22 protein-coding genes and 1 tRNA gene are annotated in these 22856 nt (G+C 38.8%); 16 read left to right on the plus strand and 7 right to left on the minus strand.

Going from position 1 to position 22856, the window contains the following annotated elements; translation table 11 throughout:
• The first annotated feature begins 2 nt into the window (after positions 1 to 2).
• Both CYP43_RS07930 and CYP43_RS07935 read left to right on the plus strand, forming a co-directional pair.
• Positions 3 to 605, plus strand: a complete 603-nt coding sequence (locus CYP43_RS07930) for an ABC transporter substrate-binding protein (RefSeq protein WP_103583157.1) — start codon at positions 3 to 5, stop codon at positions 603 to 605.
• Positions 605 to 3049: an efflux RND transporter permease subunit gene (locus tag CYP43_RS07935; protein ID WP_103583158.1), complete on the plus strand. Its 2445-nt coding sequence runs from the start codon at positions 605 to 607 to the stop codon at positions 3047 to 3049. The genes CYP43_RS07930 and CYP43_RS07935 overlap by 1 nt, the downstream gene beginning before the upstream one ends.
• Before the next feature lie 7 nt (positions 3050 to 3056).
• Here the strand turns inward: CYP43_RS07935 and CYP43_RS07940 are convergent, their stop codons facing one another.
• Complete coding sequence (locus CYP43_RS07940; RefSeq protein ID WP_087579260.1) at positions 3057 to 3632, minus strand: BON domain-containing protein; 576 nt, start codon at positions 3630 to 3632, stop codon at positions 3057 to 3059.
• Positions 3633 to 3707: 75 nt separating this feature from the next.
• On the opposite strand from CYP43_RS07940, the gene CYP43_RS09540 reads away from it, so the two are divergent.
• Positions 3708 to 3805: transfer RNA gene (locus CYP43_RS09540), tRNA-Sec, on the plus strand.
• Positions 3806 to 3813: 8 nt separating this feature from the next.
• On the opposite strand, the gene CYP43_RS07945 is transcribed toward CYP43_RS09540, so the two are convergent.
• Both CYP43_RS07945 and modA read right to left on the minus strand, forming a co-directional pair.
• Complete coding sequence (locus tag CYP43_RS07945) at positions 3814 to 4473, minus strand: molybdate ABC transporter permease subunit (protein ID WP_103583159.1); 660 nt, start codon at positions 4471 to 4473, stop codon at positions 3814 to 3816.
• Positions 4474 to 4481: 8 nt separating this feature from the next.
• Positions 4482 to 5180: a molybdate ABC transporter substrate-binding protein gene (modA, locus tag CYP43_RS07950; RefSeq protein WP_103583160.1), complete on the minus strand. Its 699-nt coding sequence runs from the start codon at positions 5178 to 5180 to the stop codon at positions 4482 to 4484.
• A 124-nt stretch (positions 5181 to 5304) separates the two neighbouring features.
• On the opposite strand from modA, the gene CYP43_RS07955 reads away from it, so the two are divergent.
• The 11 genes from CYP43_RS07955 (at position 5305) to CYP43_RS08005 (ending at position 14086) form a co-directional block, all read left to right on the plus strand.
• Positions 5305 to 6393, plus strand: a complete 1089-nt coding sequence (locus CYP43_RS07955) for a nicotinate phosphoribosyltransferase (RefSeq protein ID WP_103583161.1) — start codon at positions 5305 to 5307, stop codon at positions 6391 to 6393.
• 29 nt (positions 6394 to 6422) lie between these two features.
• Positions 6423 to 6899, plus strand: a complete 477-nt coding sequence (locus CYP43_RS07960) for a hypothetical protein (protein WP_180998666.1) — start codon at positions 6423 to 6425, stop codon at positions 6897 to 6899.
• Between the two features lie 112 nt (positions 6900 to 7011).
• Positions 7012 to 7827: an MqnA/MqnD/SBP family protein gene (locus CYP43_RS07965; RefSeq protein WP_232524634.1), complete on the plus strand. Its 816-nt coding sequence runs from the start codon at positions 7012 to 7014 to the stop codon at positions 7825 to 7827.
• Positions 7824 to 8093 (plus strand): flagellar biosynthesis protein FliQ, encoded by a 270-nt coding sequence (gene fliQ, locus CYP43_RS07970; protein ID WP_223154231.1) that lies wholly within the window; start codon positions 7824 to 7826, stop codon positions 8091 to 8093. The genes CYP43_RS07965 and fliQ overlap by 4 nt, the downstream gene beginning before the upstream one ends.
• On the plus strand, positions 8090 to 8887 hold the full coding sequence (locus tag CYP43_RS07975; RefSeq protein ID WP_103583164.1) for a UDP-N-acetylmuramate dehydrogenase: 798 nt from the start codon (positions 8090 to 8092) through the stop codon (positions 8885 to 8887). The genes fliQ and CYP43_RS07975 overlap by 4 nt, the downstream gene beginning before the upstream one ends.
• 8 nt (positions 8888 to 8895) lie before the next feature.
• Positions 8896 to 9384 (plus strand): addiction module antitoxin, encoded by a 489-nt coding sequence (locus CYP43_RS07980; RefSeq protein WP_103583165.1) that lies wholly within the window; start codon positions 8896 to 8898, stop codon positions 9382 to 9384.
• Between the two features lie 63 nt (positions 9385 to 9447).
• Positions 9448 to 10545, plus strand: a complete 1098-nt coding sequence (recA, locus tag CYP43_RS07985) for a recombinase RecA (protein WP_021085361.1) — start codon at positions 9448 to 9450, stop codon at positions 10543 to 10545.
• On the plus strand, positions 10545 to 11795 hold the full coding sequence (eno, locus tag CYP43_RS07990) for a phosphopyruvate hydratase (protein ID WP_103583166.1): 1251 nt from the start codon (positions 10545 to 10547) through the stop codon (positions 11793 to 11795). Before recA ends, eno begins: the two co-directional genes overlap by 1 nt.
• 104 nt (positions 11796 to 11899) lie before the next feature.
• Complete coding sequence (locus CYP43_RS09815) at positions 11900 to 12082, plus strand: hypothetical protein (protein WP_180378667.1); 183 nt, start codon at positions 11900 to 11902, stop codon at positions 12080 to 12082.
• 5 nt (positions 12083 to 12087) lie between these two features.
• On the plus strand, positions 12088 to 12948 hold the full coding sequence (locus CYP43_RS08000; RefSeq protein WP_103583167.1) for an AMIN domain-containing protein: 861 nt from the start codon (positions 12088 to 12090) through the stop codon (positions 12946 to 12948).
• A 76-nt stretch (positions 12949 to 13024) separates the two neighbouring features.
• A complete protein-coding gene (locus tag CYP43_RS08005; protein ID WP_103583168.1) occupies positions 13025 to 14086 on the plus strand; it encodes a tyrosine-type recombinase/integrase in 1062 nt (353 codons plus the stop codon).
• A 220-nt stretch (positions 14087 to 14306) separates the two neighbouring features.
• On the opposite strand, the gene CYP43_RS08010 is transcribed toward CYP43_RS08005, so the two are convergent.
• The 4 genes from CYP43_RS08010 to CYP43_RS08025 form a co-directional block, all read right to left on the minus strand.
• Positions 14307 to 17297 carry a molybdopterin-dependent oxidoreductase gene (locus CYP43_RS08010; protein ID WP_103583169.1) on the minus strand — a complete coding sequence of 997 codons (2991 nt, stop codon included), beginning with the start codon at positions 17295 to 17297 and terminating at the stop codon, positions 14307 to 14309.
• A gap of 13 nt (positions 17298 to 17310) precedes the next feature.
• A complete protein-coding gene (locus CYP43_RS08015) occupies positions 17311 to 18048 on the minus strand; it encodes a 4Fe-4S dicluster domain-containing protein (RefSeq protein ID WP_103583170.1) in 738 nt (245 codons plus the stop codon).
• Positions 18049 to 18373: 325 nt separating this feature from the next.
• Complete coding sequence (locus CYP43_RS08020) at positions 18374 to 19129, minus strand: XRE family transcriptional regulator (protein ID WP_103583171.1); 756 nt, start codon at positions 19127 to 19129, stop codon at positions 18374 to 18376.
• A gap of 242 nt (positions 19130 to 19371) precedes the next feature.
• Positions 19372 to 20148, minus strand: coding sequence for a hypothetical protein (locus tag CYP43_RS08025; RefSeq protein WP_103583172.1), 777 nt, complete (start codon positions 20146 to 20148; stop codon positions 19372 to 19374).
• Positions 20149 to 20214: 66 nt separating this feature from the next.
• Between CYP43_RS08025 and CYP43_RS09550 the strand changes: the two genes are divergently transcribed.
• Both CYP43_RS09550 and CYP43_RS08030 read left to right on the plus strand, forming a co-directional pair.
• Complete coding sequence (locus tag CYP43_RS09550) at positions 20215 to 20385, plus strand: hypothetical protein (protein ID WP_180371744.1); 171 nt, start codon at positions 20215 to 20217, stop codon at positions 20383 to 20385.
• On the plus strand, positions 20386 to 22845 hold the full coding sequence (locus CYP43_RS08030; protein ID WP_103583173.1) for a Mu transposase C-terminal domain-containing protein: 2460 nt from the start codon (positions 20386 to 20388) through the stop codon (positions 22843 to 22845).
• Positions 22846 to 22856 lie beyond the last annotated feature (11 nt).

Below are 22856 nucleotides of genomic sequence, written 5' to 3' on the forward strand. Positions count from 1 at the left end.
ATATGAAAATTTTAAAAATTCTAACTATGATTCTACTTTTTACAACTAGCCTTTTTGCTATTTCAAAAGAGCAGATCAAGCCTGAAGTAGAGATGAAAACAACAAAGGTTATTGAAATTTTAAAAGATACAAATTTAGACAATGATGCAAAGGCAAAAGAAATTTTTGCTCTTCTTGATCCATTTTTTGACTATAAGCAAATGGCAAAGATAAGCCTTGGCAAACGTTACAATAGCCTAAGTAGCGATGAGCAGGCTAAATTTGACGCAGCATTTGAGCAAAAACTAAAAAGCTCATACATAGATAAACTTTTAGGGTACAAAGATCAAGAGATACATATAACTGGCGAGAGCGAACCTCAAAAAAATAGATATTGGCTCACATCCGAGCTTGTAAATGATGGCAAGAGCTACGAATTTGTCTATAAATTTTATGACGCTAAAGAGCGTGGTTGGCTCATTTACGATCTTGATATCGTTGGTGTAAGCATCATTCAAACTTATAGAAGTCAGTTTGGCGATGTGCTAAATAACGCTGATTTCAATACCCTTTTACAAAAGCTAAACGAAGCTGTTTTGCCTGATCAAAATAAAACCAACCCTTAATGCGACAAATTTTTAAATTTATCATTGCTAAAAATAAGCTTATTATTGCTCTAATTTTAGCTTTAAGCGTAGTTTTTGGCTATCTTAGCACCAAGCTTAGCGTTGATGCGTCAGCTGAAACGCTACTACTTGAGCATGACCCTGACTTAAAAGCTTATAGAGAGATAGCCAAACGCTACGACTCACCTGGATTTTTAGTGGTTGCTTTTACTCCAAAAGATGATCTTTTTTCATCTAAAAATTTAGAACTTATCAAAAATTTAGGCGATGAACTAGCTAAAAACGATATGGTAAATAGCGTCATCTCTATAATAAATATTCCGCTTTTAAATAGTGTAAAAGGCGGGATTACTGGTATCTTAGATCATACTCCAACGCTAAGTGATAAAGATATAAATATTTCAAAAGCAAAGCTTGAGTTTGCCAAAAGCCCGATTTACAGCGGAAATCTAATAAGCAAAGATCTAAAAACCACAGCAATTGCTCTAAATTTAAAACAAGATGAGAAATTTAATGAGCTTGTAAATGAGAGAAATTTACTTAGCCAAAAAGAATCAAACGGCACTATCACACAAGCTGAGCGACTTAAGTTAGAGGCTCTTGCCTATGAGTTTAAAGCCTACCGAGATGAGCTTAGAAAAAGCGATCACGAAAACCTTGAGGCCATAAAAGCAACCATAGCTAAATTTAACGCAAATGACGAGCTATTTTTAGGCGGTGCAAATATGATCGCTGATGATATGATAGGCTTTATAAAGAGCGATCTTTTGGTCTATGGCTTTAGCGTACTTGCTCTTCTTAGCTTTAGTTTGTGGCTATTTTTCAGGCAGGTTAGATGGATAGTTTTGCCGATGTTTATATGTGCCGTAAGTGCCATTTTTACGACTGGAATTTTTGGTATATTTGACTGGGAAGTGACGGTCATTAGCTCAAACTACATCGCACTTCAGCTCATCATTACTATTTCAACTGTGATTCATCTTGTCGTTAGCTATAGAGAATTTTTCGCAAAGCATCCAAAATATAGCCAAAATCAGCTAATTTATCTAACGCTTCGTGATAAATTCTCTCCATCTTTTTGGGCGATATTTACCACGGTTATTGGCTTTAGCTCGCTTATGAGCGCTGACATAAAGCCAGTTATCATGCTTGGCATTATGATGAGCACTGGCATTAGCGTTTCGCTTGTGCTTGCGTTTTTGCTATTTGGTGCGATAAATGTAAATTTAGAAAAATTAGCTCCCATTAGAACCTTTGAAAATAGCTTTAAATTTACAAAATACTGCGCAAATTTAGCCCTAAATTCAAGAAAGATTATCTACGCAGTTTGCGCTCTAGTTGTCTGCTTTGGTGTTTATGGTATCAGCAAGATAAAGGTTGAAAATAGCTTCATTGGCTACTTTAAAGAAAGCACAGAAATTCGCCAAGGAATGCAAGTCATTGATACTAAGCTTGGTGGCACGATACCAGTTGATGTGATAGTGAAGTTTAAAGAACAAAAACAAGATAAAAATGCTGAGCAAGATGAGTTTGAAAATGAGTTTGAAAGCAACGCTAAGGATGCGAAATACTGGTTTAATAGCTATCACACAAGGGTTGCTGAGAAAATTCACGACTATTTAAAAGAGCAAAAATTTGTTGGACATGTAAGCTCGCTAGCAACCCTTATAAAAGCCATAAAAGAGCTAAATAACGGCGCTAGTGATGATTTTTTATTAGCTGCGATGTATGAGAAATTGCCACAAAATTATAAAAACATCTTATTAAGTCCTTATGTAAGCGTTGAAGATGACGAGCTTAGATTTAGTATAAGGATCGTCGATAGTAACTCTGAGCTTAGACGAAATTTATTTCTAAAAGAGCTTAGAGAAGGGCTGGCACAGCTTACTAAAAATGACAATGTAAGCATAGAAGTGGCCGGCATGATGGTGCTTTATAACAATATGCTTCAAAATTTACTTAGCTCACAAGTTGATACTTTTGGACTAACTGTCGCTATACTTTTTGTCATATTTTGCTTTATTTTTAGAAGCATAAAGCTAGCAACCATTGCGATAGTTTCAAATTTAATCCCGCTTTGCACACTCTTTGGTGTGATGGGATTTTTTGGCATTCCACTTGATGTGATGAGCATCACGATTGCAGCCATTAGTATTGGTATCGGCGTTGATGATATCATTCACTACATACACCGCTTTAAAGAAGAAATGCTTACAAAAAGCGTTTTTGAGAGCATTAAAGTCGCGCACGCAAGCATCGGATATGCGATGTATTACACATCATTCACTATTTTTCTTGGCTTTAGCGTGATGATAACTAGTAACTTTATCCCGACTATATATTTTGGCTTACTAACCGATCTTGTTATGGTATTTATGCTTCTTGGCGCACTAATCATCTTACCAAGCCTCATTGCGAGCTTTGTAAAAAAGAGCGATATTTAAGCTAAATTTATTTGATAACTTTGATGAACGAGTAGACATCGGCCACGCCGTCAATGTGCTTAGCATACCAAATAGCATGTTTTTCTTGCTCAATGCTATCAACTACGCCGCTAAATACAACATCACAGCCAACTATGCTAACACGCACATTTGTACCCTCAACTATACTATCTTTAAAAAGATTTTGCTTTAAGTTTGCAAGAATTTTTAGACTATCGCATGGATACTCTGGCTTTTTGATACGAAGATAGGTATAAATTTTCCGCACTCCATCTGTGCTTTTGGCTAATTCTACTAGCTTATCTTCAAGCTCTTTACTATCAACAAGTCCGATCAGATAAGCATCTCCGTAAAAAACCTCTATCTCGATGTCGATATTACTAAGACCTTTTGAAAATAAAATTTTGCTTTGTAATTTGCTTTGTATAAATTTATCTCTTGTGATCGAGTAAATACCACGTTTATCACGTGAAATAGAGTACGCATCATATACATTTAGCGGCGCAGTTGCTGGAGAAAGAACCGAGGAACAAGAGCAAAAAAATAGAGCCAAAAATACAAAAACACTAAATTTTAAAATCAGAAATCCTTTTGTAATTTCAAAAAGTTTATAGAAAATGGGCTAAAATTTATCTAAATCTGCTAAAATAACGCGCACGGAGGATAAAGTAATCTGGTGATGCTCACGGGCTTCAAACCCGATGACTGGGCGGTTGACCGTCTGGTGGGGAGTTCGATTCTCTCATCCTCTCGCCACTCTCATTTTAAATTTTACTTTTATCAAGCAAATTTATAATTCCAAACAAAATAAAGCTTAATACAACCAAAACAAGGCTTAAAATCAGCGCTTCATCACTTTTGCCATCGTATACGGCATTATAAATTGCAAGCGAAATAGTGTCTGTTTTGCCTATGATATTACCACCCAAAATTAGTGTTATGCCAACCTCGCCAAGCCCACGCGAGATCGCTAAAATAAAAGCCGCTGCTACGCTTTTTGCAACACATGGGAAGAGCACGAAAATAGCTGTTTGAAATTTATCTTTTCCAAGGCTATATGCTGCTTCACTTAGGCTCTTTGAAAGTGAGCCAAGAGCAGAAGCGACAGGTTTTACAAATAGTGGCAAAGAAGCTATAAAAGCAGCTAACACAAGAGCCTTAAAACTAAAAATAATCTCTAAATTTAAAGCCTTGCCGATGATGCCATTTTTACCAAGCACATAAAGCAGTAAAAATCCAGTCGCAATGGGCGGAAAGATGAGAGGAAAAGTTACGATCATCTCTAAAATAGCTCTAAGCTTTGTCTTACTAAAAGCTAAATAATAAGCCAAAGCCAGCCCAAAAACGATAAGCAAAGCCCCTTGGCATAAAACGACCTTTACACTTAAAAATAGCGGATCAAATAGCCAAGAGAACTCTTGCAAGCTTAGCCTTATCTTATACCAAATTTAGTGTAAATTTCTTTTGATCTCTCACTTTTTAGCTCGCTTAAAAATTTCTCACAATCAGCCTTTTTATCACATCCTTCAAGCTTTGCAGCTACGATGTTTGCTGGAGCGTAAAGCGATTTGTCTATCAAGATAAAACTACCAAATTCATCTTTGTGTGCATTTAGTTCGGTCTGGTTGATAAATCCAGCATCAACTTCGCCGTTTAATATATATGTAACGACCTGTGGCACACCAGCAACTGCTAAAATTTTATCCTTTAGCTCGCCACTTAAATTTGCTTTTTGCATAAATTCATTTGCTCTTTTGCCATAAACTGTCTTTACGGCATCTGGCATAGCGATCTTAGAAAGAGCTTTTAGCTCATCAACTTTTTCTATTTTCACACCTTTTTTAGTAGCCAGCACCAAGGCGCCTGAGCCTAAATTTACGTATTCAGCGATCTTTAGATTAGACTTTTTCAAAAAGTCTTCATCGCCCACGATCACGTCAGTTTTGCCCTCTTTTGCCTGCTCCATGATCGCTGTGATGTTTGCAAAAGAAGTGTCAATATTTACGCCATCTTTTTTGAGATTTTGTGCGACTGCCTCAACTATCTTTTTATATCCGCCACCAGCACTTACTAGCAAATTTTCATTGCCAAATGCAAATAGTGCAACCATTAGAAGTAAGAACTTTTTCATATTTTTCCTTTAAAAGTAAAATTTAAAGATTTTATAAAATATACTCTTATACATTCTTAAAATATATTTTTATAATTTTCACTTTTCTACCAAAATGCTATAATCACACTAAAAAAGGATAAATATGAACGAACTTGAGCTAAAGATGCAAGGCAAGATAGATAGGCTAACAGACAAGACCTTTAAGCTAGATCCAAGGATTGGCGAGGGCTACTTTACTGCGAAATATTTTCTAAAAGTAAATGAGATAATTAAGCAAAATTTGCCAGATCAGCACGTGACGATGCAGTTTTTCCAAAGACGTAATGATATCGTGCTTTGTGGCATCGACGAGGTTTTAGCCGTCATCAATAAATTTGCCAAAAACTCAAGCGAGCTTGAAATTTACGCACTTAATGATGGCGATATCATAAACGCAAACGAGCCAGTTTTAAAGATAAGCGGTAAGTATGAAAATTTCGGCTTTTTAGAAAATGTGATTGATGCGACGCTTACTAGAAGAAGCTGCGTAGCGACAAACTCAAGAGATGTGATAAGAGCGGCAAACGGCAAAGACGTCTTTAGCATGGCGGATAGGCAAGATGACATCTGCACGCAACCAGGCGACGGCTATGCATCATTTGTAGGCGGCATCAAAAAGGTCGCCACAGATGCTCAGGGCGAGCTTACTGGGCTAAAAGGTGGTGGTACCATGCCTCATGCGCTTATTCAAATGTGTGGTGGGGATATAGTAAAAGCCTCAGAAATTTATGCTAAAACCTTTAAAAATGAGAAGATCACGGCCTTAGTGGACTATAACAACGACGTGATTACAGACGCATTAAAGGCTGCAAACGCCCTAAAAGAGAGGCTTGGCGCGGTTAGGGTTGATACTAGTAAAAATTTGATAGATAAATATTTTGAAGGCAAAGATACGAGCAAATTTGACCCACACGGTGTTTGCAAGGAGCTTATATTTGCTCTAAGAGAGGCGCTTGATAAAGCTGGCTTTAAATACGTTAAAATCGTCGTTAGCTCAGGCTTTAGCCCTAAAATTATAAAAGAATTTGAAGCTTATAATACGCCGGTTGATACTTATGGCGTGGGAAGTTATCTTGTTAAAAATGACATTTGTGGCTTTACAGGTGATCTAGTCGAGCTAAACGGCAAAAATGAGGCTAAATTTGGTAGGAAAAATTTCGCTTCAAATAGGCTAAAGAGAGTGGAATTTTAAGAGAAAAGATGAAATTTATAAAAATTTTAATGTTTCTGTCACTTTTACTGACTACTTGCAATGCCGCAAACTACGCTAATGCCTTTGAAAAGGTTGGCATCCTTGAAGACGGAGTTTATCTCTTTAACCAAAATGGCATAGGGGTCAAAAAAGACCTGCTTGTAAAGGTGATCTCGGTGCAAAACTTGGACAGCACACGCAAAAAGATCATCTCCATGCTAAATATCCCTAAAAAATCTAAAATTACGGACTTTAAAACAAGCGATGCAGGCGTGATAGTCTGGCCATTTTACGAGTTTGATGGCAAATTTATAACGACAATAATCGTTGAAAATATAAAAAAAGAAGATAGCGATCAAAAACTGATTAAGATGCTTGAACTTAAGCATCCGTTTTACTCAACGCTCCAAGCTCGAAGAAAAGGGGCTAAAGACGCCATAGACGTGAAATACGTGCTAAATTTCAAAGAGGCAAGGCTAGTGAAATCGTTTAAAAACCGCCCTTAAAACTTTATTTTAAATAAATTTCATTAAAATGGCGTAATCAAAAAAAGGATCGTCTTTGCAAAATTTCAAGAATATAAACGTCGCTCACTCGCCTGATGCTGACGATATTTTCATGTATGCCGCGGTCAAATTTGGCTGGGTTAGCAGTAAAAATTTAGCCTTTACATCAAAGGCACTTGATATAGAAACACTAAACGAAGAAGCGCTAAAAGGCACTTATGAGGCCACAGCGATCAGCTTTGCACTCTATCCAAAAATTTGCGATGAATTTGCACTTTTACGCTGTGCGGTGAGCTTTGGCAATGGATATGGCCCAAAGCTTATCAAGCTAAAAGGCAAGCAGCTAAAGCGAAATTTTAAAGTCGCGCTATCTGGCAAAAATACGACAAATGCCCTGCTCTTTCGCATAGCCTACCCAGAAGCAAGGATCGTTTATAAAAATTTCTTAGAGATCGAAAATGCCGTGCTTAGCGGCGAAGTCGATGCTGGCGTGCTTATACATGAAAGTATCTTAAATTTCTCAGACCAGCTCTGCGTAGAGCGCGAAATTTGGGATATCTGGAGCGAGCTAAACGGCGAAAATTTACCGCTTCCACTTGGCGGCATGGCGCTTAGACGAAGCCTGCCCATAACCGACGCGATCGAGTGCGAGAGAGTGCTTAGCGAGGCCGTTAGGATCGCCACTTCGCACAAGCCATTTTTATCTCACATGCTAATGGAGCGAAACCTCATCAGAGTTGGCAAAGATGAGCTTAAAACGTATCTAAATTTATACGCAAATGACGAGTCAATAAGCATGAACGAAACGCAGCTAAAAGCGCTAAATAAGCTCTATCAAATAGGCTACGACAAAGGTTTTTTTGAAAAAGCTATCGACGTAAACGACTACCTAATTCCAACTGAATACAACGAAGTAAGGTTTAGCTGATGCAAAGTACGCTTGTCTCACTTGGAGTTGAAACCTTTAAGATCGCCCTTTACATCAGCCTTCCGATGCTGCTAAGCGGCCTAATCGCAGGTCTTATCATCTCCATTTTTCAAGCGACCACACAGATAAACGAAACCACGCTAAGCTTTGTGCCAAAAATTTTGCTAGTTGTCGTTGTCATCATATTTTTGATGCCTTGGATGATCTCGATGATGGTTGAATTTACCACCCGCATGCTTGATTTTATACCGGAATTTATCCAGTGACGAGGCTTGTTGATTTTTCTAAATTTACCTCGGTTAGGATAGGCGGCGTGCATGAAGTTTTTGAGGTAACTAGCCTTGAAGATCTAAAATCGCCTCACTTTTTAGGCGCTGTGATGATAGGCGGAGGTAACAACCTACTCATCTCGCCAAATCCCCCAAAAATGGCGATGCTTGGCAAGAGCTTTGACTATATAAATTTAGAATGCTTCGGCGATAAAATTTGCCTTGAGATAGGAGCTGCGACAAAATCTGCCAAAATTTATAACTTCTGCAAACAAAACAATATCGCGAACCTTGAGTTTTTAAAAAATATCCCAGGCACACTTGGCGGACTTATCAAGATGAACGCTGGGCTGCTTAAATTTAGCATAAGCGACAACCTCACGCATGTGCGTCTGGCTCGTGGCTGGGTGAGCAAGGATGAGATAAACTTTAGCTACCGCCACAGCGGCATAGATGAGGCTATTTTGGGGGCTAAATTTGAGCTTCAAAGTGGCTTTGACGTAAGCATTTCTGAAGCTATCAGCGCAAAAAGGGCAAATCAGCCAAAAGGAGCTAGCTTTGGTAGCTGCTTTGTAAATCCAGAGGGGTACTTTGCAGGGGCATTGCTTGAGGCGGTTGGACTAAAAGGATACGCGATAGGCGGAGCGAAATTTAGCGAGGAGCACGCAAATTTTTTGATAAATTTTAACCACGCAAGCTTTGAGGACGCCACTAGCCTTATAAATTTGGCAAAGACTAGAGTTTTAGAGAAATTTGGAGTAGAGCTTAAGACTGAAGTTTGCATTTTATAAGGACGATGATGAGTGAGTTTTTGAGCGAAGTTTTTACCCTTTCATTTTTATTTATAGCTATTGGGTTTTACGCCATTTATAGGGCTAAAAAGGCGCAAAGCGAGCATGAGAAAAATGTGGCTGATTACGATAAAAATCTACTAAATTTTGCCAAAATTTTAGGCGTTCAAAATCATATAGACCTAGTTAAATTTGATGAAATTTTAGCCCAGGCCTTAAAAGAAAAATTAATTTTTAAATTTAATAAAAGAGCCTCGCAAGAGGAATTTGTCTCTTTTATAAAAGATGAGAATTTCAAAACCAAACCCCAAATTTCACAAAATAATATCGACGAAGCCTTTCTTACACTTTGCGCTAGCTCACTTGTAGAGCCGCTTAAGCTTGCGATACTAAAAAACGAAGATCAAATTTTTGGATTTTTGTTTGAAAAAGAGCGCCTTTTTGCTCTAATTGATAGCGCTGCGCTGCTTGGCGAAAATATTATAATTTGCGAGTAAATCAAGTAAAATTCATCTCTTTTTAGATAGAATCAAGCCAAATTTCAACTTATAAGGTAAAAAATGGCAAAAGAAAAAGATAGTGACAAAAAGATAGCTATCCCAGAGAGCGAAGCGGACAAGAAAAAGGCGCTCGAGCTTGCGCTAAAGCAGATCGATAAAGCTTTTGGTAAAGGCACGCTTTTAAGACTTGGCGATAAAGAGGTTGAGGCGATCGAGTCGATACCGACTGGCTCGCTAGGGCTTGATCTGGCTCTTGGAATAGGTGGCGTTCCAAAAGGCAGGATCATCGAGATCTACGGACCAGAGAGCTCTGGCAAAACCACGCTCACACTTCACATCATCGCTGAAGCGCAAAAAGCTGGCGGAATTTGTGCATTTGTCGATGCAGAGCACGCCCTAGACGTAAAATACGCTTCAAATTTAGGCGTAAACACTGACAACCTTTACGTCTCCCAACCAGACTTTGGCGAGCAAGCACTTGAGATCGTTGAAACGCTTGCAAGAAGCGGTGCGGTCGATCTTATCGTAGTTGATAGCGTCGCTGCGCTTACTCCAAAGAGCGAGATAGATGGCGACATGGGCGATCAGCACGTGGGCCTTCAGGCAAGACTTATGAGCCAGGCACTTAGAAAGCTAACTGGAATTTTAAGCAAGATGAAGACAACTGTTATCTTTATCAACCAAATTCGTATGAAGATTGGTATGATGGGATATGGCACGCCTGAGACTACAACTGGCGGCAATGCACTTAAATTTTACTCATCAGTAAGAATAGACGTAAGAAAGATAGCCACACTTAAACAAAACGACGAGCCTATCGGCAACCGCACGAAAGCAAAAGTTGTTAAAAACAAGGTCGCGCCTCCGTTTAAAGTGGCTGAATTTGACATCATGTTTGGCGAGGGTGTGAGTAAAGAGGGCGAGATCATCGACTATGGCGTAAAGCTCGACATTATCGACAAATCAGGCGCGTGGTTTAGCTACAAGGCCGAAAAACTAGGCCAAGGCAGAGAAAACGCCAAAGCCTACCTAAAAGAGCACCCAGAAATTTCTGACGAGATAGTGGCGGCGATAAAAGGCTCAATGGGGATCGATCACCTAATAAGCAGCGGCGCAAAAGACGAAGACGACGATACAAACGAAGCAGGAGATGAATAATGGTATTTATTGAAGATGTAGAAGCTCATGAGGTTTTAGACAGCAGAGGCAACCCAACAGTTCGTGCGACAGTTAGACTTAGCGACGGGACTGAGGCAAGCGCGATCGTACCAAGCGGCGCAAGCACCGGCAAGCGTGAAGCGCTCGAGCTTCGTGACAAAGACGAGAGATACGCTGGCAAAGGCGTTTTAAAGGCCGTTTCAAACGTAAATGAAAAGATAGCCGAGGCTATCATCGGCCTTGATGCTTATAACCAAAAAGCAGTTGATGAAGAGATGCTTGAGCTTGACGGCACACACAACTACTCAAATTTAGGCGCAAACGCAGTTCTAGGCGTATCTATGGCAGTAGCTCGCGCAGCTGCAAAGAGCCTAAATATCCCGCTTTATCGCTACCTTGGCGGTGTAAACGCTAGCATCTTGCCAGTGCCGATGTTTAACATCATAAATGGCGGCGCACACGCAAATAACAGCGTTGATTTTCAAGAATTTATGATCATGCCATTTGGCTTTAGCACATTTAGCGAGGCACTAAGAGCTGCAACTGAAATTTATCACAAGCTAAAATCTATCCTAAACGCAGTCGGACACAGCACGGCTGTCGGCGACGAGGGCGGTTTTGCTCCAAATTTAAAAGACAATGAAGAGCCACTAAAACTGATCTCACAAGCTGTAAAAGAGGCTGGATATGAGCTAGGCAGCCAGATAAAGCTAGCCCTTGACGTCGCTTCAAGTGAGCTTTACAAAGACGGCAAATACGAGCTTGAAGGCAAGAAATTTAGCAGCGACGAGCTCATTAGCTACTACGAAAAACTTTGTGAAAAATATCCGATATTTTCTATCGAAGATGGCCTTAGCGAGGATGACTGGAGTGGTTGGGCTGAGCTTACAAAAAGGCTTGGCAGCAAAGTGCAGCTAGTAGGCGACGATCTTTTTGTCACAAATGAGAAAATTTTACGCGAAGGTATCGAGAAAAAGATCGCAAATGCAATATTAATTAAGCCAAATCAAATAGGCTCAGTCACACAAACCATGCAAACTGTCCGCCTTGCTCAAAGAAACGGATATCGCTGCATAATGAGCCACAGAAGCGGTGAGAGCGAAGATGCATTCATCGCTGACTTTGCAGTCGCACTAAATACTGGCGAGATAAAGACAGGTGCCACTTCAAGAAGCGAGCGCAACGCGAAATATAACCGCTTGCTCGAGATCGAGCTTGAGGCTGGAGAGTTTTTGGGGGATAATATTTGAGCGAAATTTTAGACGAATATGGCAACACCGATGGCATATTTCATAAAATTTTAAAATACATTAGACCGACATTACGCTACGTCATAGCCACCATTTGTGTGGCTATGTTTGCTTTTTATGTAGGCAATATGATGTTTGGCAAACGCTCACTTGATGTTATGTTAAGCCTTCAGAGCAAAAAAGAGAGGCTTAGCGAAGACGTGGAAATTTTAAAAAAAATGAACGCGCGTCTGCAAAAAGATTATTTTGAATTACAAGGCCTTGAGCCAGACTTTAATAAAAAGTAGGAATGATGAAAAAATTTTGGTTAGTTTTATCTATATTTGCAGCAAGCGTCTTTGCTAGAGAGAACCCATTTATGCCTATTAGCGAGCTAAATACAAGCGTTATGACAACAAATATCATAGAAAAATTTGATAGATTTGATTCTCTTTCGTTTAAATTTCCAAGCGATGCGGCACTTTTACTAGATGTCACCATAAGATATAGAGCAAATGACGGTACTATAAAGGAAAAAAGGCTAGCCGATATAAATAAAACTATCGATTACAGCGATGAATTTGCTTTAAATAAGGTAAAAAATCCAGAACCAGTCGTGGCAAAAAAGCTAGATGTTTCGGTCACAATGGCAAATATGCCTAGCCAAAAAGTAAGCACTCCCGTGATAATAGAAAAAAATGAAACTAAAATTTCAAATAAAGATAGAAACAAAACTTCAGATATGCCAACTCCAAATGTTGTAGTGATCGATCTTAGCACAGATAAAGCAAAAGAAGCTACCATAAAGCCTGAACAAAAGGTGGTCGAAATAAAGATTGAGCCTAGTACAAAACCAGTTGATAGTGTCAAAAATAAAAAGGATGTTAAATTTTTAGGTTTTATAAGCTTTCTAGCCAACGACAAAGAGCTAAAAATCGCTACAAAAGCTAAGAATTTAAAGCATTTTGCTTATGAGAAAAATAAGATCGTTCTTGACTTTGCAAGGCCGCCAAGAAGCTTTAAAACCAAGAGCTTAAAACTTGAAAATGAACATTTTAAGAATGTGATCATAGGCTGGCATGATAGATATTTCAGAGTGGTTTTAGAGCTTGATAAGATGCATAAATATAAGCTTGAAGCCGTTGAAAATGGATATTTGCTTAAGCTTTTATAGTTGAATTTTAAAAAGAGTAGATTTTATAAAATTTCAAATATAATACTTTTCAAAATAAAAATTTAAGGCTATTGGTTTGAAATATCCACTTGATTGCAAAGATAATTTTGAAAACTCATTCATATTTTGGCTCACCCGCTACGTCAAATTTAAGCTAAGTTCACTTTCAAATAAAGAGCTTAGGGATCCAAAGGCACTTGCAAGTGTGAATTACGCTCTAAGCCGCGAGGTAAAGAACATTGATCAGCTTGATGGCTTGGTAAAAAGTGCGAGAAATGCAGGGCTTACTGGCATAAATACCTACTTTAATCCACTTAAAAAAATATATGAAACGATGAAATTTTACGAGCTTAGCAGCCTAAAGCAGATCGATGAAGAGCTGTTAAGCGAAATACTAGCTAGCACGACTGGCGGACTAAGCGATGCTAGTAAGAAAAATTACCGCATCTCAGTGATAAATTTCTTTGCGTTTTTAGACAAACAAAATGAAGAGGATGGCAAGGCCCATGTTTTTGATATAAATTTAAAAAACTGGGGCGGAGTGAGCGGTAACAAAGGGCAAAAGCTGCCTGAGTTTATGGGCGAAGATGAGGTCAAAAAATTTCTTGATGCGATCGAGGAGAGTGACTTTAAGCAAAACTCAAATCGCAATAAGCTCATAATAAAAACGATAATTTTTACTGGCGTTCGTGTGAGCGAGGCTCTAAATTTAAAGCGAAAGGACATCACTGAAGATGGCGATCTTTTTATCATTAGGATCCGAGGCAAAGGCAACAAATACCGCATCGTTATGATAAAACGACACTTAATAGAAGCTCATCTAAACGCGATCGCAATAAACTACATCAATAAAGAAGGCTATCTTTTCATCAATAAAAAAGGCACCAGGCTTACGCAGGCTTATGTTAGCCGCATAGTTGAGCAAATTTTATTTAAAGCTGGCATCAGAAAAGAGAAAAATGGTGCCCACATGCTGCGCCACACCTTTGCAACGATGCTTTATAAAAAGCAAAAAGACCTTGTTTTGGTGCAAGAAGCTCTAGGTCATGCAAGCTTAAATACCTCGCGAATTTACACACACTTTGATAGCGACAAGCTAAAACTTGCCGCAAAGGTAGCTGAAGATCTAGCAAACTAGAGCGCTTAAAGCCAAAGCAAACTAGCAATACTAAATTTAACTCATGCAAAATTAAAATATTATTTAACTATGAAACCCTATAAATATATGAGGAAAATTTAGCTTGCAAGCAGTCCAAAGGTTTGCTCTGTATCTAAATTTACAATCCGCAAGACAAAAGCTTTTACAAAAGTGAAATTTGGCAAGCAAATTTTACTCTGCTCGCCAAATTTATATTAAATTAGCCGATCTTCCTTATCTTTGCAGGAAGTGCTTGTCTAGCGCAAGTACCAACCAGCCAGTCATTTAAACTAAATTCGCCATTTCTTTTTGGATCAAGAAGTCCAAGTTTATTATGATTGACCCCTTTTTCTAAATTTGCGATCCCAAAAGCTGGCTTTCCATCGACGATGTGCGTTCTTATACCAAACTCATCATGTCCAAATCCATGCTCTATGCTAATAACCCCGCTAGCAACGCCATCTGTCACAAATGCCTCGCCAACTTGCGCGCCGTAAGGCGTAGTCACTTTGACCTTATCGCCTGAGACTATGCCTTGCTCTTTAGCCACGTCTGTTGCAATCCTGATGAAGTTTTTAGGATGAACAGCTCTAAGTCTTGGGCTAACAAATGTGTAGAAGTGCTGTATATTTGACTTTCTAGAGCTCACCACATATTTCCACTCAGAGCGTGGGAAAAATTTCTCAAGTGGCGTGCCATCGCTTGCAACTGGAAGCATTAGAGTTGGCACTCCTGGCATATATTCGCCTGTTATTGAGTGTCTATGCCCGCCAAGTGGCTCGTAGTAGATAGAAGCTGGCGTAGGCGCTGGCACCTTTAAGGTCATTTTGTCGCCCTTGTAAGCACTCTCGTAGCTATCGTACCTACCGCCTTTTGCTAGCACGTGCGCCACTTTTGGCTTCTCTTCGTCTTTTAAATAAGGATCAAGCTTGTCCATTATCTTTGAAATTTTACTAAGCTTTTTATCTTCGTTGCTTATATCTTTTACACCCTCGCCGTCAAATGCTAAATTTGCCAAAGCAGCCGCATAATACTGCTCTTTTACGTCAAGATCCATGAAATTTCCGTCTTTATCTTTAAATGCATTTTTGCCAAAGCCTTTTAGTCCAAGCCTCTTTGCTACGGCTATATAAAACGCCTCAACGTCGATTACGCCGCCGTTTTTATCCTTTGCTTGCTTTGGGCTAACGGCTGGGTAGCGTACGACTGAAGTTTTAGCGATTGTTCCCCAAAGAGAGTTTGGAAGCGCCCAGTTTTCTAAATTTACCCCATCTGGCACGATGTAGTCAGCATAGGCGTTTGTTTCGTTCATAAAGGCGTCGATACCCACAAAAAGTGGTAAATTTTTACTATCTTTTAGCGCGTCTAAAACCGCTCTTTCAAGTCCAGCTTGGCCGTAAAGTACGTTTGTCATATAGTTTATGAAAACTTTTACTTTGTATGGATAGCCAGCCTTGTGGCTCGTAAGTGTTTCGTTTACAAGTGGCATAGAGATAGGATACCATGGCTGAGTTGATGGATAGCCGCTGCCGCCAGCTGCCACTTTGCGCTTATACTCAGAGCTTGTTTCATAGTATTTGCCTGATCTTGATAAATTTAGACCGTTTGGTTTATAAGCGCCTTCAAAACCCTCAAGGTCATATCTGCCTTTTAAAAACTCGTGAGTGCCAGCACTTGCATTGACGTTGCCGCCTTTGTAGCCGTAAGTGCCCATTAGTGTGTTTAGACAAAGTATCGCAAAAGTAGTCATACCAGCTTGCGTATGCATCATACCGCCATGCACGTTTGTGCTTACCTGTCTGCCATTTTTAGTGAAATTTTCACAAAGCCAGATGATATCTTCAATGCTTACACCACAAATTTTTGAGTACTCCTCTAAGCTATGCTTGTAAGCTGATTCTTTTAAAAGCTGCATTGAGCTTTTTACCTCGACTTTTTTGCCATCTATTAAAATTTTGCCTTTGTAGTAGAGCTTGGCTGGTTCATTTACCTTGTAGCTTTGTATCTTGCCATCTTGTGAGCAAACCTGCCATTCATTGTTGATAAGTGCAAATTTACCATAGTCTTTGTGGTCTTTTTCGGTGATGACTAGATGCGTGGCATTACACCAGTGTATCTCGCCTGCTAGCTTTGCCTGGTCTAAATTTGGCTGGATAAGGTAGTTCGTTGCGTATTTTTCATTTTCTATGATCCAGCGTATCATCGCCATGGCTAGAGCTGAGTCGGTGCCTGACTTTATCGCTATCCAGCGGCCTTTGTCCGAAGAGGCGTATTTTACAGCATTTGTAACGCTTGGATCGACCACTGCATAGGCAAAGTCATCTCTAGTGCCTCTTGCGTAAGAGAGCATTTTTGCCTGTTTTTGGAAAGGGTTGCCACCATTTGACGGCGAAGTGCCCCAGTAGATGACAAATTTAGAGTTTTCATAGTCTGGTTTTGTATGTGCAAAGCCCTTTGCGTTGTGCGCGATCTTGCCGCCAACCCTGAAGCCACCACCGCAAATTCCGCCGTGTGAGTAGTGATTTATAGTGCCAAATGACTTTTTGACAAAGCGATCAACGATGTCTGAGCGTCCGTCATATAGGTAAAAGCTTAAAAATTGGTTGCGTTTAGTGCCGTACTCTGGGTTTTCGCTATCGATTAGCTCGTCGCTATATATTGCTCTTAGCCCGTCCACGTGCCCCTCGCCAAAGAGATCTCCGCCCTCCACTACCTCTTCTACTAGCTGTTCAAAGCTTATGCTCTTCCACTTGCCCTCACCCCTTTTACCAACTCTCTTTAGTGGCGTTAGTATCCTTGCAGGTGAGTCTATCATCTCAGGCAATATCGCTCCTCTAGCGCAAACTGTGGCTCGCTTTTCATCTTCACCACTTGCCGTTGTGGCAAGAAGTGCGTCATTTATCGATGTGTCAAAATTTGCCCAGTGCAAATTTGCAAGTGGGTGGTATGGGTTGCCGCTACATCTTACAACTTTGTCGTTTTTCTCATCTACGTGAAGCCTTATGCCACACTTCGTCGTACAGCCATGACACATCGAAAAGACAACGCTATGTCCATCACTAAGTGAAATTTTGCCGTCCTTTACTCGAAATTCAGGCTCTAGTGAGTTTGCCTGCGGTTTATAGTCGTCCTTGTCTTCATCTGCCAGCATAGCACTCGTGGTTAGTGTTGAGAGCACGGCTGATCTTTTTAAAAATTCTCTTCTTTGCATTATTTATTTCCTTTTACTGTGCTATCTCTTCGCTCCAGCTGATAACCTTTTTATATCCATTATCAAGCTCGAGTTTTTTATTGTTTTTAGCCAAAATTTCACTAACGCCGTGGTAGAACACCTGTGGATTTGTATTTTTAGGGCTATCTATAACCATAGTCTCATGTGTGGCTAGAAATTTTCTAATATTTGAGTTAGGATCATTAAGATCGCCTATTATACGGCTACCGCCCACACAGCTCTCTACACATGCTGGCTGAAGCCCTGCTCTTAGTCTGTGGTCACAAAAGGTGCATTTATCGGCCTTGTAGGTATGCAGGCTAAGATATCTTGCGTGATATGGACAGGCCTCTACGCAAAGCGCACAGCCTATGCACTCTTTTGCATCAATCTTTACTATGCCATTACTTCTTTGATGGCTAGCACCAGTTGGACAAACGCTAATACAGGCTGGATTGTTGCAGTGGTTGCAAAGCCTTGGAAGTGACGCAATGACTACCATTTTACCGCTTTTATCTCTTGCCTCATACTCGGAAACAATGGTTCTAAAAGCGCCTGGCTGAACGTCGTTTTCTAACATACAGCTCATAGTACATGACTGACATCCAACACATCTTGTTAGATCTATAGCCATGCCGTAGCGAACATTACTACCGCTAAAGTCCTTTGGTGCAGCCTTTAGCGCGGTCGTAGCAAAAAATAATCCTGCAGCTGCAATGAAGCTGCGACGAGAATTTAAGGTCTGTTGCATAAAATTCTCCTTTCTTTTTAGAATTTTTTCTTATTTTAACATAGTAAATATTTTTTCTAAAGTTTATTTTATATTTTTGCAAAATGTATTAAATTTTGAGAATTTTTATAGCACTTAAAAGATAGAATTTGGATAGTAAAATTTAGAAAGATGTAAAGTTATGTTAGATATCAAAGTTATAAAAAGGCATAGGAAAGTGCGATTAATTCGTAGTTAGAGTGAGTTTTGGTCAAAATCAAAGTGGCGAAAATTTTTTTACATCACTTTACAAAAGCTTTACATCTTTTTACAAAGTCTTTTAAAAGCCGTTTAAATGGGCTTTAAATCAAGATTTTTTCATATGTGACACTACCCTACCCATTATGTGGCAACATTCTAAATCTTGTTTTTGTATGATAATGGGCTCATATTTTTTATTGTCCGAAAAAAGCGTTATGGCCTTTGTTGTTGGATTTTTCTCAATACGTTTTACATATAAGTCACCATCGTAGTTTATGATATATATACAACCACTTATAATGCCATTTTCGTTTTGCATAGGATTTACAAAAAGGAGCTCTCCACTAGTTATAGTAGGCTCCATACTATCTCCACGAGCATTTATTATATGTATGCCCTTTATGCTCCCACTTATACGTAAAAACATACGCAAAAAATCTTCATCAAAGTCCATGATCACCGGTGCCTCATCGTAGTTTATCATTCCCCCACCAGCACTAGCATACGTATCTTCAAAATATGGTATAGATATAGTTTTTATATCTTTTTGTGAGTTTTTAAGGTTTGTAGGACTTATGGACAAATTTTTAGACTTACGAACTAAATTTTTATTACTTATGGACAAATTTTCATTTTCACTTATGGACTTACTTATGGACAAATTTTCATTGGCTAATTCTGAAACACTAATACGAAAAGCATTGGCTAATTTTTTTAAATTTTCATTCGTAGGATTTTTGTTACCTGTCTTTCCTTCATATAATTGGATAGTAGATTTTCCAATACCTGATTTATTAGCTAAATCCTCTTGTGTCCAACCATTTTCTGAACGTAAAAATTTAATTTTTTGTGCTAAATCCATAAAAAGTCCTTGACAACACCTAATATATTAGGCTATAATTCAAAATGTATTTGGAAAAATATTACTTTAAAAAAAGTAAAAAGTTTCTAAAAGGTTCTTTTAAAATTTTATTGTTGAGATGAATATAGGAGCAAAAATGGATGAATTGATGCTTTTTATGGCTTTTATGCTATTTGGCTGGATATTTTTATTTGATGAATAGCTCCTTGCTTTGTAGAGCAAGGAGCTGTAAGAATGAGTGGCTACTTTTTGTCCTTCTTATAAACAGTAGCATTTGTTTCGCTGCTTGGTTTTGGTTTTTTGCTTGCAGTAATAGAAATGCTACCACTTTTTCTGATTTCAACACTCTCGTTAAGGCTTTCTTTGTTGACTTTTACTTGATTGTTGGTGCTTAGAAACATCTTAGTTGCGTCGTTGCCATCAGATTCTACTGGTGGTTTATCATCAGCCATAGTTTTTACCTCCTTTCTATAATTTGTATAAAAATAGTTATATGATATATGAGCTGTAGTTAAGGCAAAAAATAAAAAGGATAAAAATAGAAAAGCAGCTCCCCATCTAATAAGGGAGGCTCTAAAACTAACTATTTTAGAGTTAAAGTCAAAGGCTTCTTTGGTGTCTTTTATACAATTTATAAGCCCTTGAGCATAGCCCCATTTATCATTCTTGATATTGGCAATAGTTTTTGGCTCAAAGTATATAAACAGTTTTTCCTTATTGTGATATAGAGCAAAAAGCAAAATACCCATTGATATAACACAAGGTAAGAGAGTTATAAATAGTTCAAATAGAACAAAAGATGTTATCAGTTTTTCCTTGACAAAGAAAAAGCATATACCAAGAATGAAAGTATTAAGCCATAAATATGTTTTTATGAGATTTTTTTGAGTTGGTATGATACTTGTAAGTATAATGTCATAATCTTTCCTAATAGAGTCGTAGCTTAACTTTAGGTTACTTTCATAGTTTTTTACTATAAAGCTATCATCTTTTTTCTTTCTTAGTGTGTCTTTATACATCTTTGCTCCTTTTAACTCATCTTAATAATGAAATTATATAAAAATTTAAAATAAAGGAGTGAAAAAATGAGAGCATATAGGGTCAAGCAAGTGACAAGAGAGGTAAAACAGAAGCTAAAGCACGACCTCAAGGACTATTGTGAGATGAGAGGACTTAGTCTTAGTAGCCTTTATAAAGGTTTTGTGAGCCAAAAGGCTAAAAAAATACTAGAGAAAGATGGAATAAAGGTAGCCTAAATGTGGGTAAATTCAAGGGTTGCAGCTGAAATTTTAGCTATAAAATATGATGCTTTGGTAAAAGCAGTAAAAAGAGCTGAAAAATCAGGCAAAAAATTTTGCTGTATAAAGCCTAATATATTAGGTTTTATGTATATAGACGGCATTGGTCGTGGCGGCAAAACCCTTCGAATAGATATAGACGAGAGAATTTACCCAGAGATCGTAGAGAGGATCAGTAAAACAAGAGAAGGAGAGAGCTATGACGTGCCTTACAATGCAGCAAGTGGAGCGAAGTCAGGCAAAGGGGCTAGCGCTAATGATGAGAGATGTATCAGCACAGGACGTGCCAGAGCAGATGAGCTGGGCGGAAGAGATGGAGCTAATGCAAAGGGCGATAGAAGAGCAAGCAATGGAGCAAAAGAGGCAGGAGATAAAAGCAAAGAGAGCGCTGGAAGAATTTGTGATGAAGATGCAAGAGATGGGCTTTGTGATAAGAGTAACAAAACACGGAATATATGGATACAAGAGGAGGTAAAAAGAGATGAACAATGTGGCAATGATAGTAATGGCTATGTACTTGCTATATCTTGTAGTAATGATAAGCTAGAGAATATAGATAATGGCAATGGCTGCGCTGCTACTGGCACCATGTATGGTAGCAGCGCTAATAATAGCGGCAACTCTTTAGCAAATTTGCCGCTAATAGCAACTTGTAGCGATGAAAAAAGAGCTGATGCACTATGTAAGCGTGCAATAGTTTTGGAGTGGGATAAGGCAAAAGGGAAGATAGATGAGAGTAGTTTTATAGAGTTTTTAAACACAAACAATAAATACCCTATAAAAGTAAGCTCAAATAAGCTTTATGACTGGCAAAGAAAATTTAAAAAGGGTGGCTTAGATGCACTTGTGGATAGCAGGAGCAACAATAAGACTTTAAAGCTAGAAGAGCTTGGGCTTAGCAAAAAATGTGAAGAGCTAATAAAGTCTTGCGTTGGTAAAGGTGGAATAAATATAACAAACATCCATAAGATGCTTAACTACTACTATACAACTTCACAGATCGGTGAGCTAAGTTTTGATGAGTTTTTAGCCAAAAAAGATGAGTGTGTGAGCTATGAGGTGGTAAATAGGTATGTAAATAACTACCTAAAGAAAAACAAACTTCTTAAAAATCTCATACTTTACGGCGAAGATGGCGTTATAGGCAGACAAATGCCAGCACTTGGAGTGAGCAACTGGGCAGTAAGAACGATAAATGAAGTCGTTGAAATAGATGCTAGCCCACTTGACATGATATGTAATGCCAGTGATATATGCAAGAGCATAGGATATGAGGCTGTAAATAATATCTTTTCAAGCAAAGAGGAGTTTGAGAGCTACGTAAGGCAGTGGCAAAAACGCTATACGATCATAGCACTAATCGATACCTACTCAGGAGTGGCAAGCTTTCATATAAGCGATAGCGAAAATAGCCTAGCAATAGCAAGAGCTGTGGCTAAATACATAATAAGGTATGGCAAGCCAAAAACTATAAAGGGCGATAATGGTAAGGCCTTTAAGAGTGAATATATGAGCTCGGTTCTTGGTTCGCTTGAGATACGCTATGAGGCCGTTAGAGCATATAGTGGTTGGTTAAAACCTTATGTAGAGAGAAATTTTAGAGCGCTTCAACATAGTTTTAGTGAAAATTTAGCCGGATATATCGGACATAACATAACTGAGAGACAAGCGATAGAGTTTTTCTACTCTAAAAAAGAGAGACGCCTTAAAAAGGGCGTAAAAACTAATATAGCAAAACTAAAAGAGCTTAGCGAAGTGCAAGAGCTTATGGATCTTTACGCTGAAAATTTCTTAAACGCACGCTACCTAGAGCGCCTTAATAAAACATGCAACGAAGCATATAACGAAAAGATAAACGATGCTGTGGCTATGGACGCAATAAGTCTTAGTGCAAGACTTAGTAAAAAAGAGCTAAAGCATGTGAGTAAAAAGGGAGTAAGCGTGGGTGGCGTGAATTTTTATAACGCTCAGATGTTTGGGTATGAGCGAGTTACCATCCGAGAAAACATAGACAACATAAATGAGTGTTTTGTTTGGGATGAGGATGATAAGAATTTCATAGGCGTGGCAAATGTTCTTGATATGGATGAGGGCGTAAGTATTGAGGAAGCAAAAGCAGCTAGAAAGCTCTTTAGCAAACGCTTGCATGATATAAAAGCTGATGCTAGCGAGGCAAGAGATAAGAGCCAAGAAGAGTTTAAACAAATGGTCATGAGCTTTGAAGCCAAAAGAGCACTAAAGCCTGAGCTAAAGGGCGTAAATAATGAGAGCAAAGAGATCGAAGCAGCACAAAAAAGCAGCCGATCACTAATCAAAAATAGAGCTCTTGATAATGAGCTTTTGGCTGTAGCCGGCAGTGATGTAAAAAAAGAGAAAAAGATAAAAAGTTGGCAAGAAATAGTCAATGAAAATAACTAAAAGGAGTAGTA

The sequence above is a fragment of the Campylobacter concisus genome (assembly GCF_002913045.1).
GTDB classification, from domain to species: domain Bacteria; phylum Campylobacterota; class Campylobacteria; order Campylobacterales; family Campylobacteraceae; genus Campylobacter_A; species Campylobacter_A concisus_AP.

Excerpts from the sequence above, each read along its gene's own strand:
- CYP43_RS07980 (WP_103583165.1), top strand. The coding sequence starts at position 8,896 with ATGAGTGAGTTTTTGAGCGAAGTTTTTACCCTTTCATTTTTATTTATA.
- CYP43_RS08000 (WP_103583167.1), top strand. The coding sequence starts at position 12,088 with ATGAAAAAATTTTGGTTAGTTTTATCTATATTTGCAGCAAGCGTCTTT.
- modA (WP_103583160.1), bottom strand. The coding sequence starts at position 5,180 with ATGAAAAAGTTCTTACTTCTAATGGTTGCACTATTTGCATTTGGCAAT.
- CYP43_RS07955 (WP_103583161.1), top strand. The coding sequence starts at position 5,305 with ATGAACGAACTTGAGCTAAAGATGCAAGGCAAGATAGATAGGCTAACA.
- CYP43_RS09550 (WP_180371744.1), top strand. The coding sequence starts at position 20,215 with ATGAGAGCATATAGGGTCAAGCAAGTGACAAGAGAGGTAAAACAGAAG.
- CYP43_RS08025 (WP_103583172.1), bottom strand. The coding sequence starts at position 20,148 with ATGTATAAAGACACACTAAGAAAGAAAAAAGATGATAGCTTTATAGTA.
- CYP43_RS08015 (WP_103583170.1), bottom strand. The coding sequence starts at position 18,048 with ATGCAACAGACCTTAAATTCTCGTCGCAGCTTCATTGCAGCTGCAGGA.
- CYP43_RS07930 (WP_103583157.1), top strand. The coding sequence starts at position 3 with ATGAAAATTTTAAAAATTCTAACTATGATTCTACTTTTTACAACTAGC.
- CYP43_RS07965 (WP_232524634.1), top strand. The coding sequence starts at position 7,012 with ATGTATGCCGCGGTCAAATTTGGCTGGGTTAGCAGTAAAAATTTAGCC.
- CYP43_RS08020 (WP_103583171.1), bottom strand. The coding sequence starts at position 19,129 with ATGGATTTAGCACAAAAAATTAAATTTTTACGTTCAGAAAATGGTTGG.
- recA (WP_021085361.1), top strand. The coding sequence starts at position 9,448 with ATGGCAAAAGAAAAAGATAGTGACAAAAAGATAGCTATCCCAGAGAGC.
- CYP43_RS08010 (WP_103583169.1), bottom strand. The coding sequence starts at position 17,297 with ATGCAAAGAAGAGAATTTTTAAAAAGATCAGCCGTGCTCTCAACACTA.
- CYP43_RS09815 (WP_180378667.1), top strand. The coding sequence starts at position 11,900 with ATGTTTGCTTTTTATGTAGGCAATATGATGTTTGGCAAACGCTCACTT.
- CYP43_RS07935 (WP_103583158.1), top strand. The coding sequence starts at position 605 with ATGCGACAAATTTTTAAATTTATCATTGCTAAAAATAAGCTTATTATT.
- CYP43_RS08030 (WP_103583173.1), top strand. The coding sequence starts at position 20,386 with ATGTGGGTAAATTCAAGGGTTGCAGCTGAAATTTTAGCTATAAAATAT.
- CYP43_RS07960 (WP_180998666.1), top strand. The coding sequence starts at position 6,423 with ATGTTTCTGTCACTTTTACTGACTACTTGCAATGCCGCAAACTACGCT.
- eno (WP_103583166.1), top strand. The coding sequence starts at position 10,545 with ATGGTATTTATTGAAGATGTAGAAGCTCATGAGGTTTTAGACAGCAGA.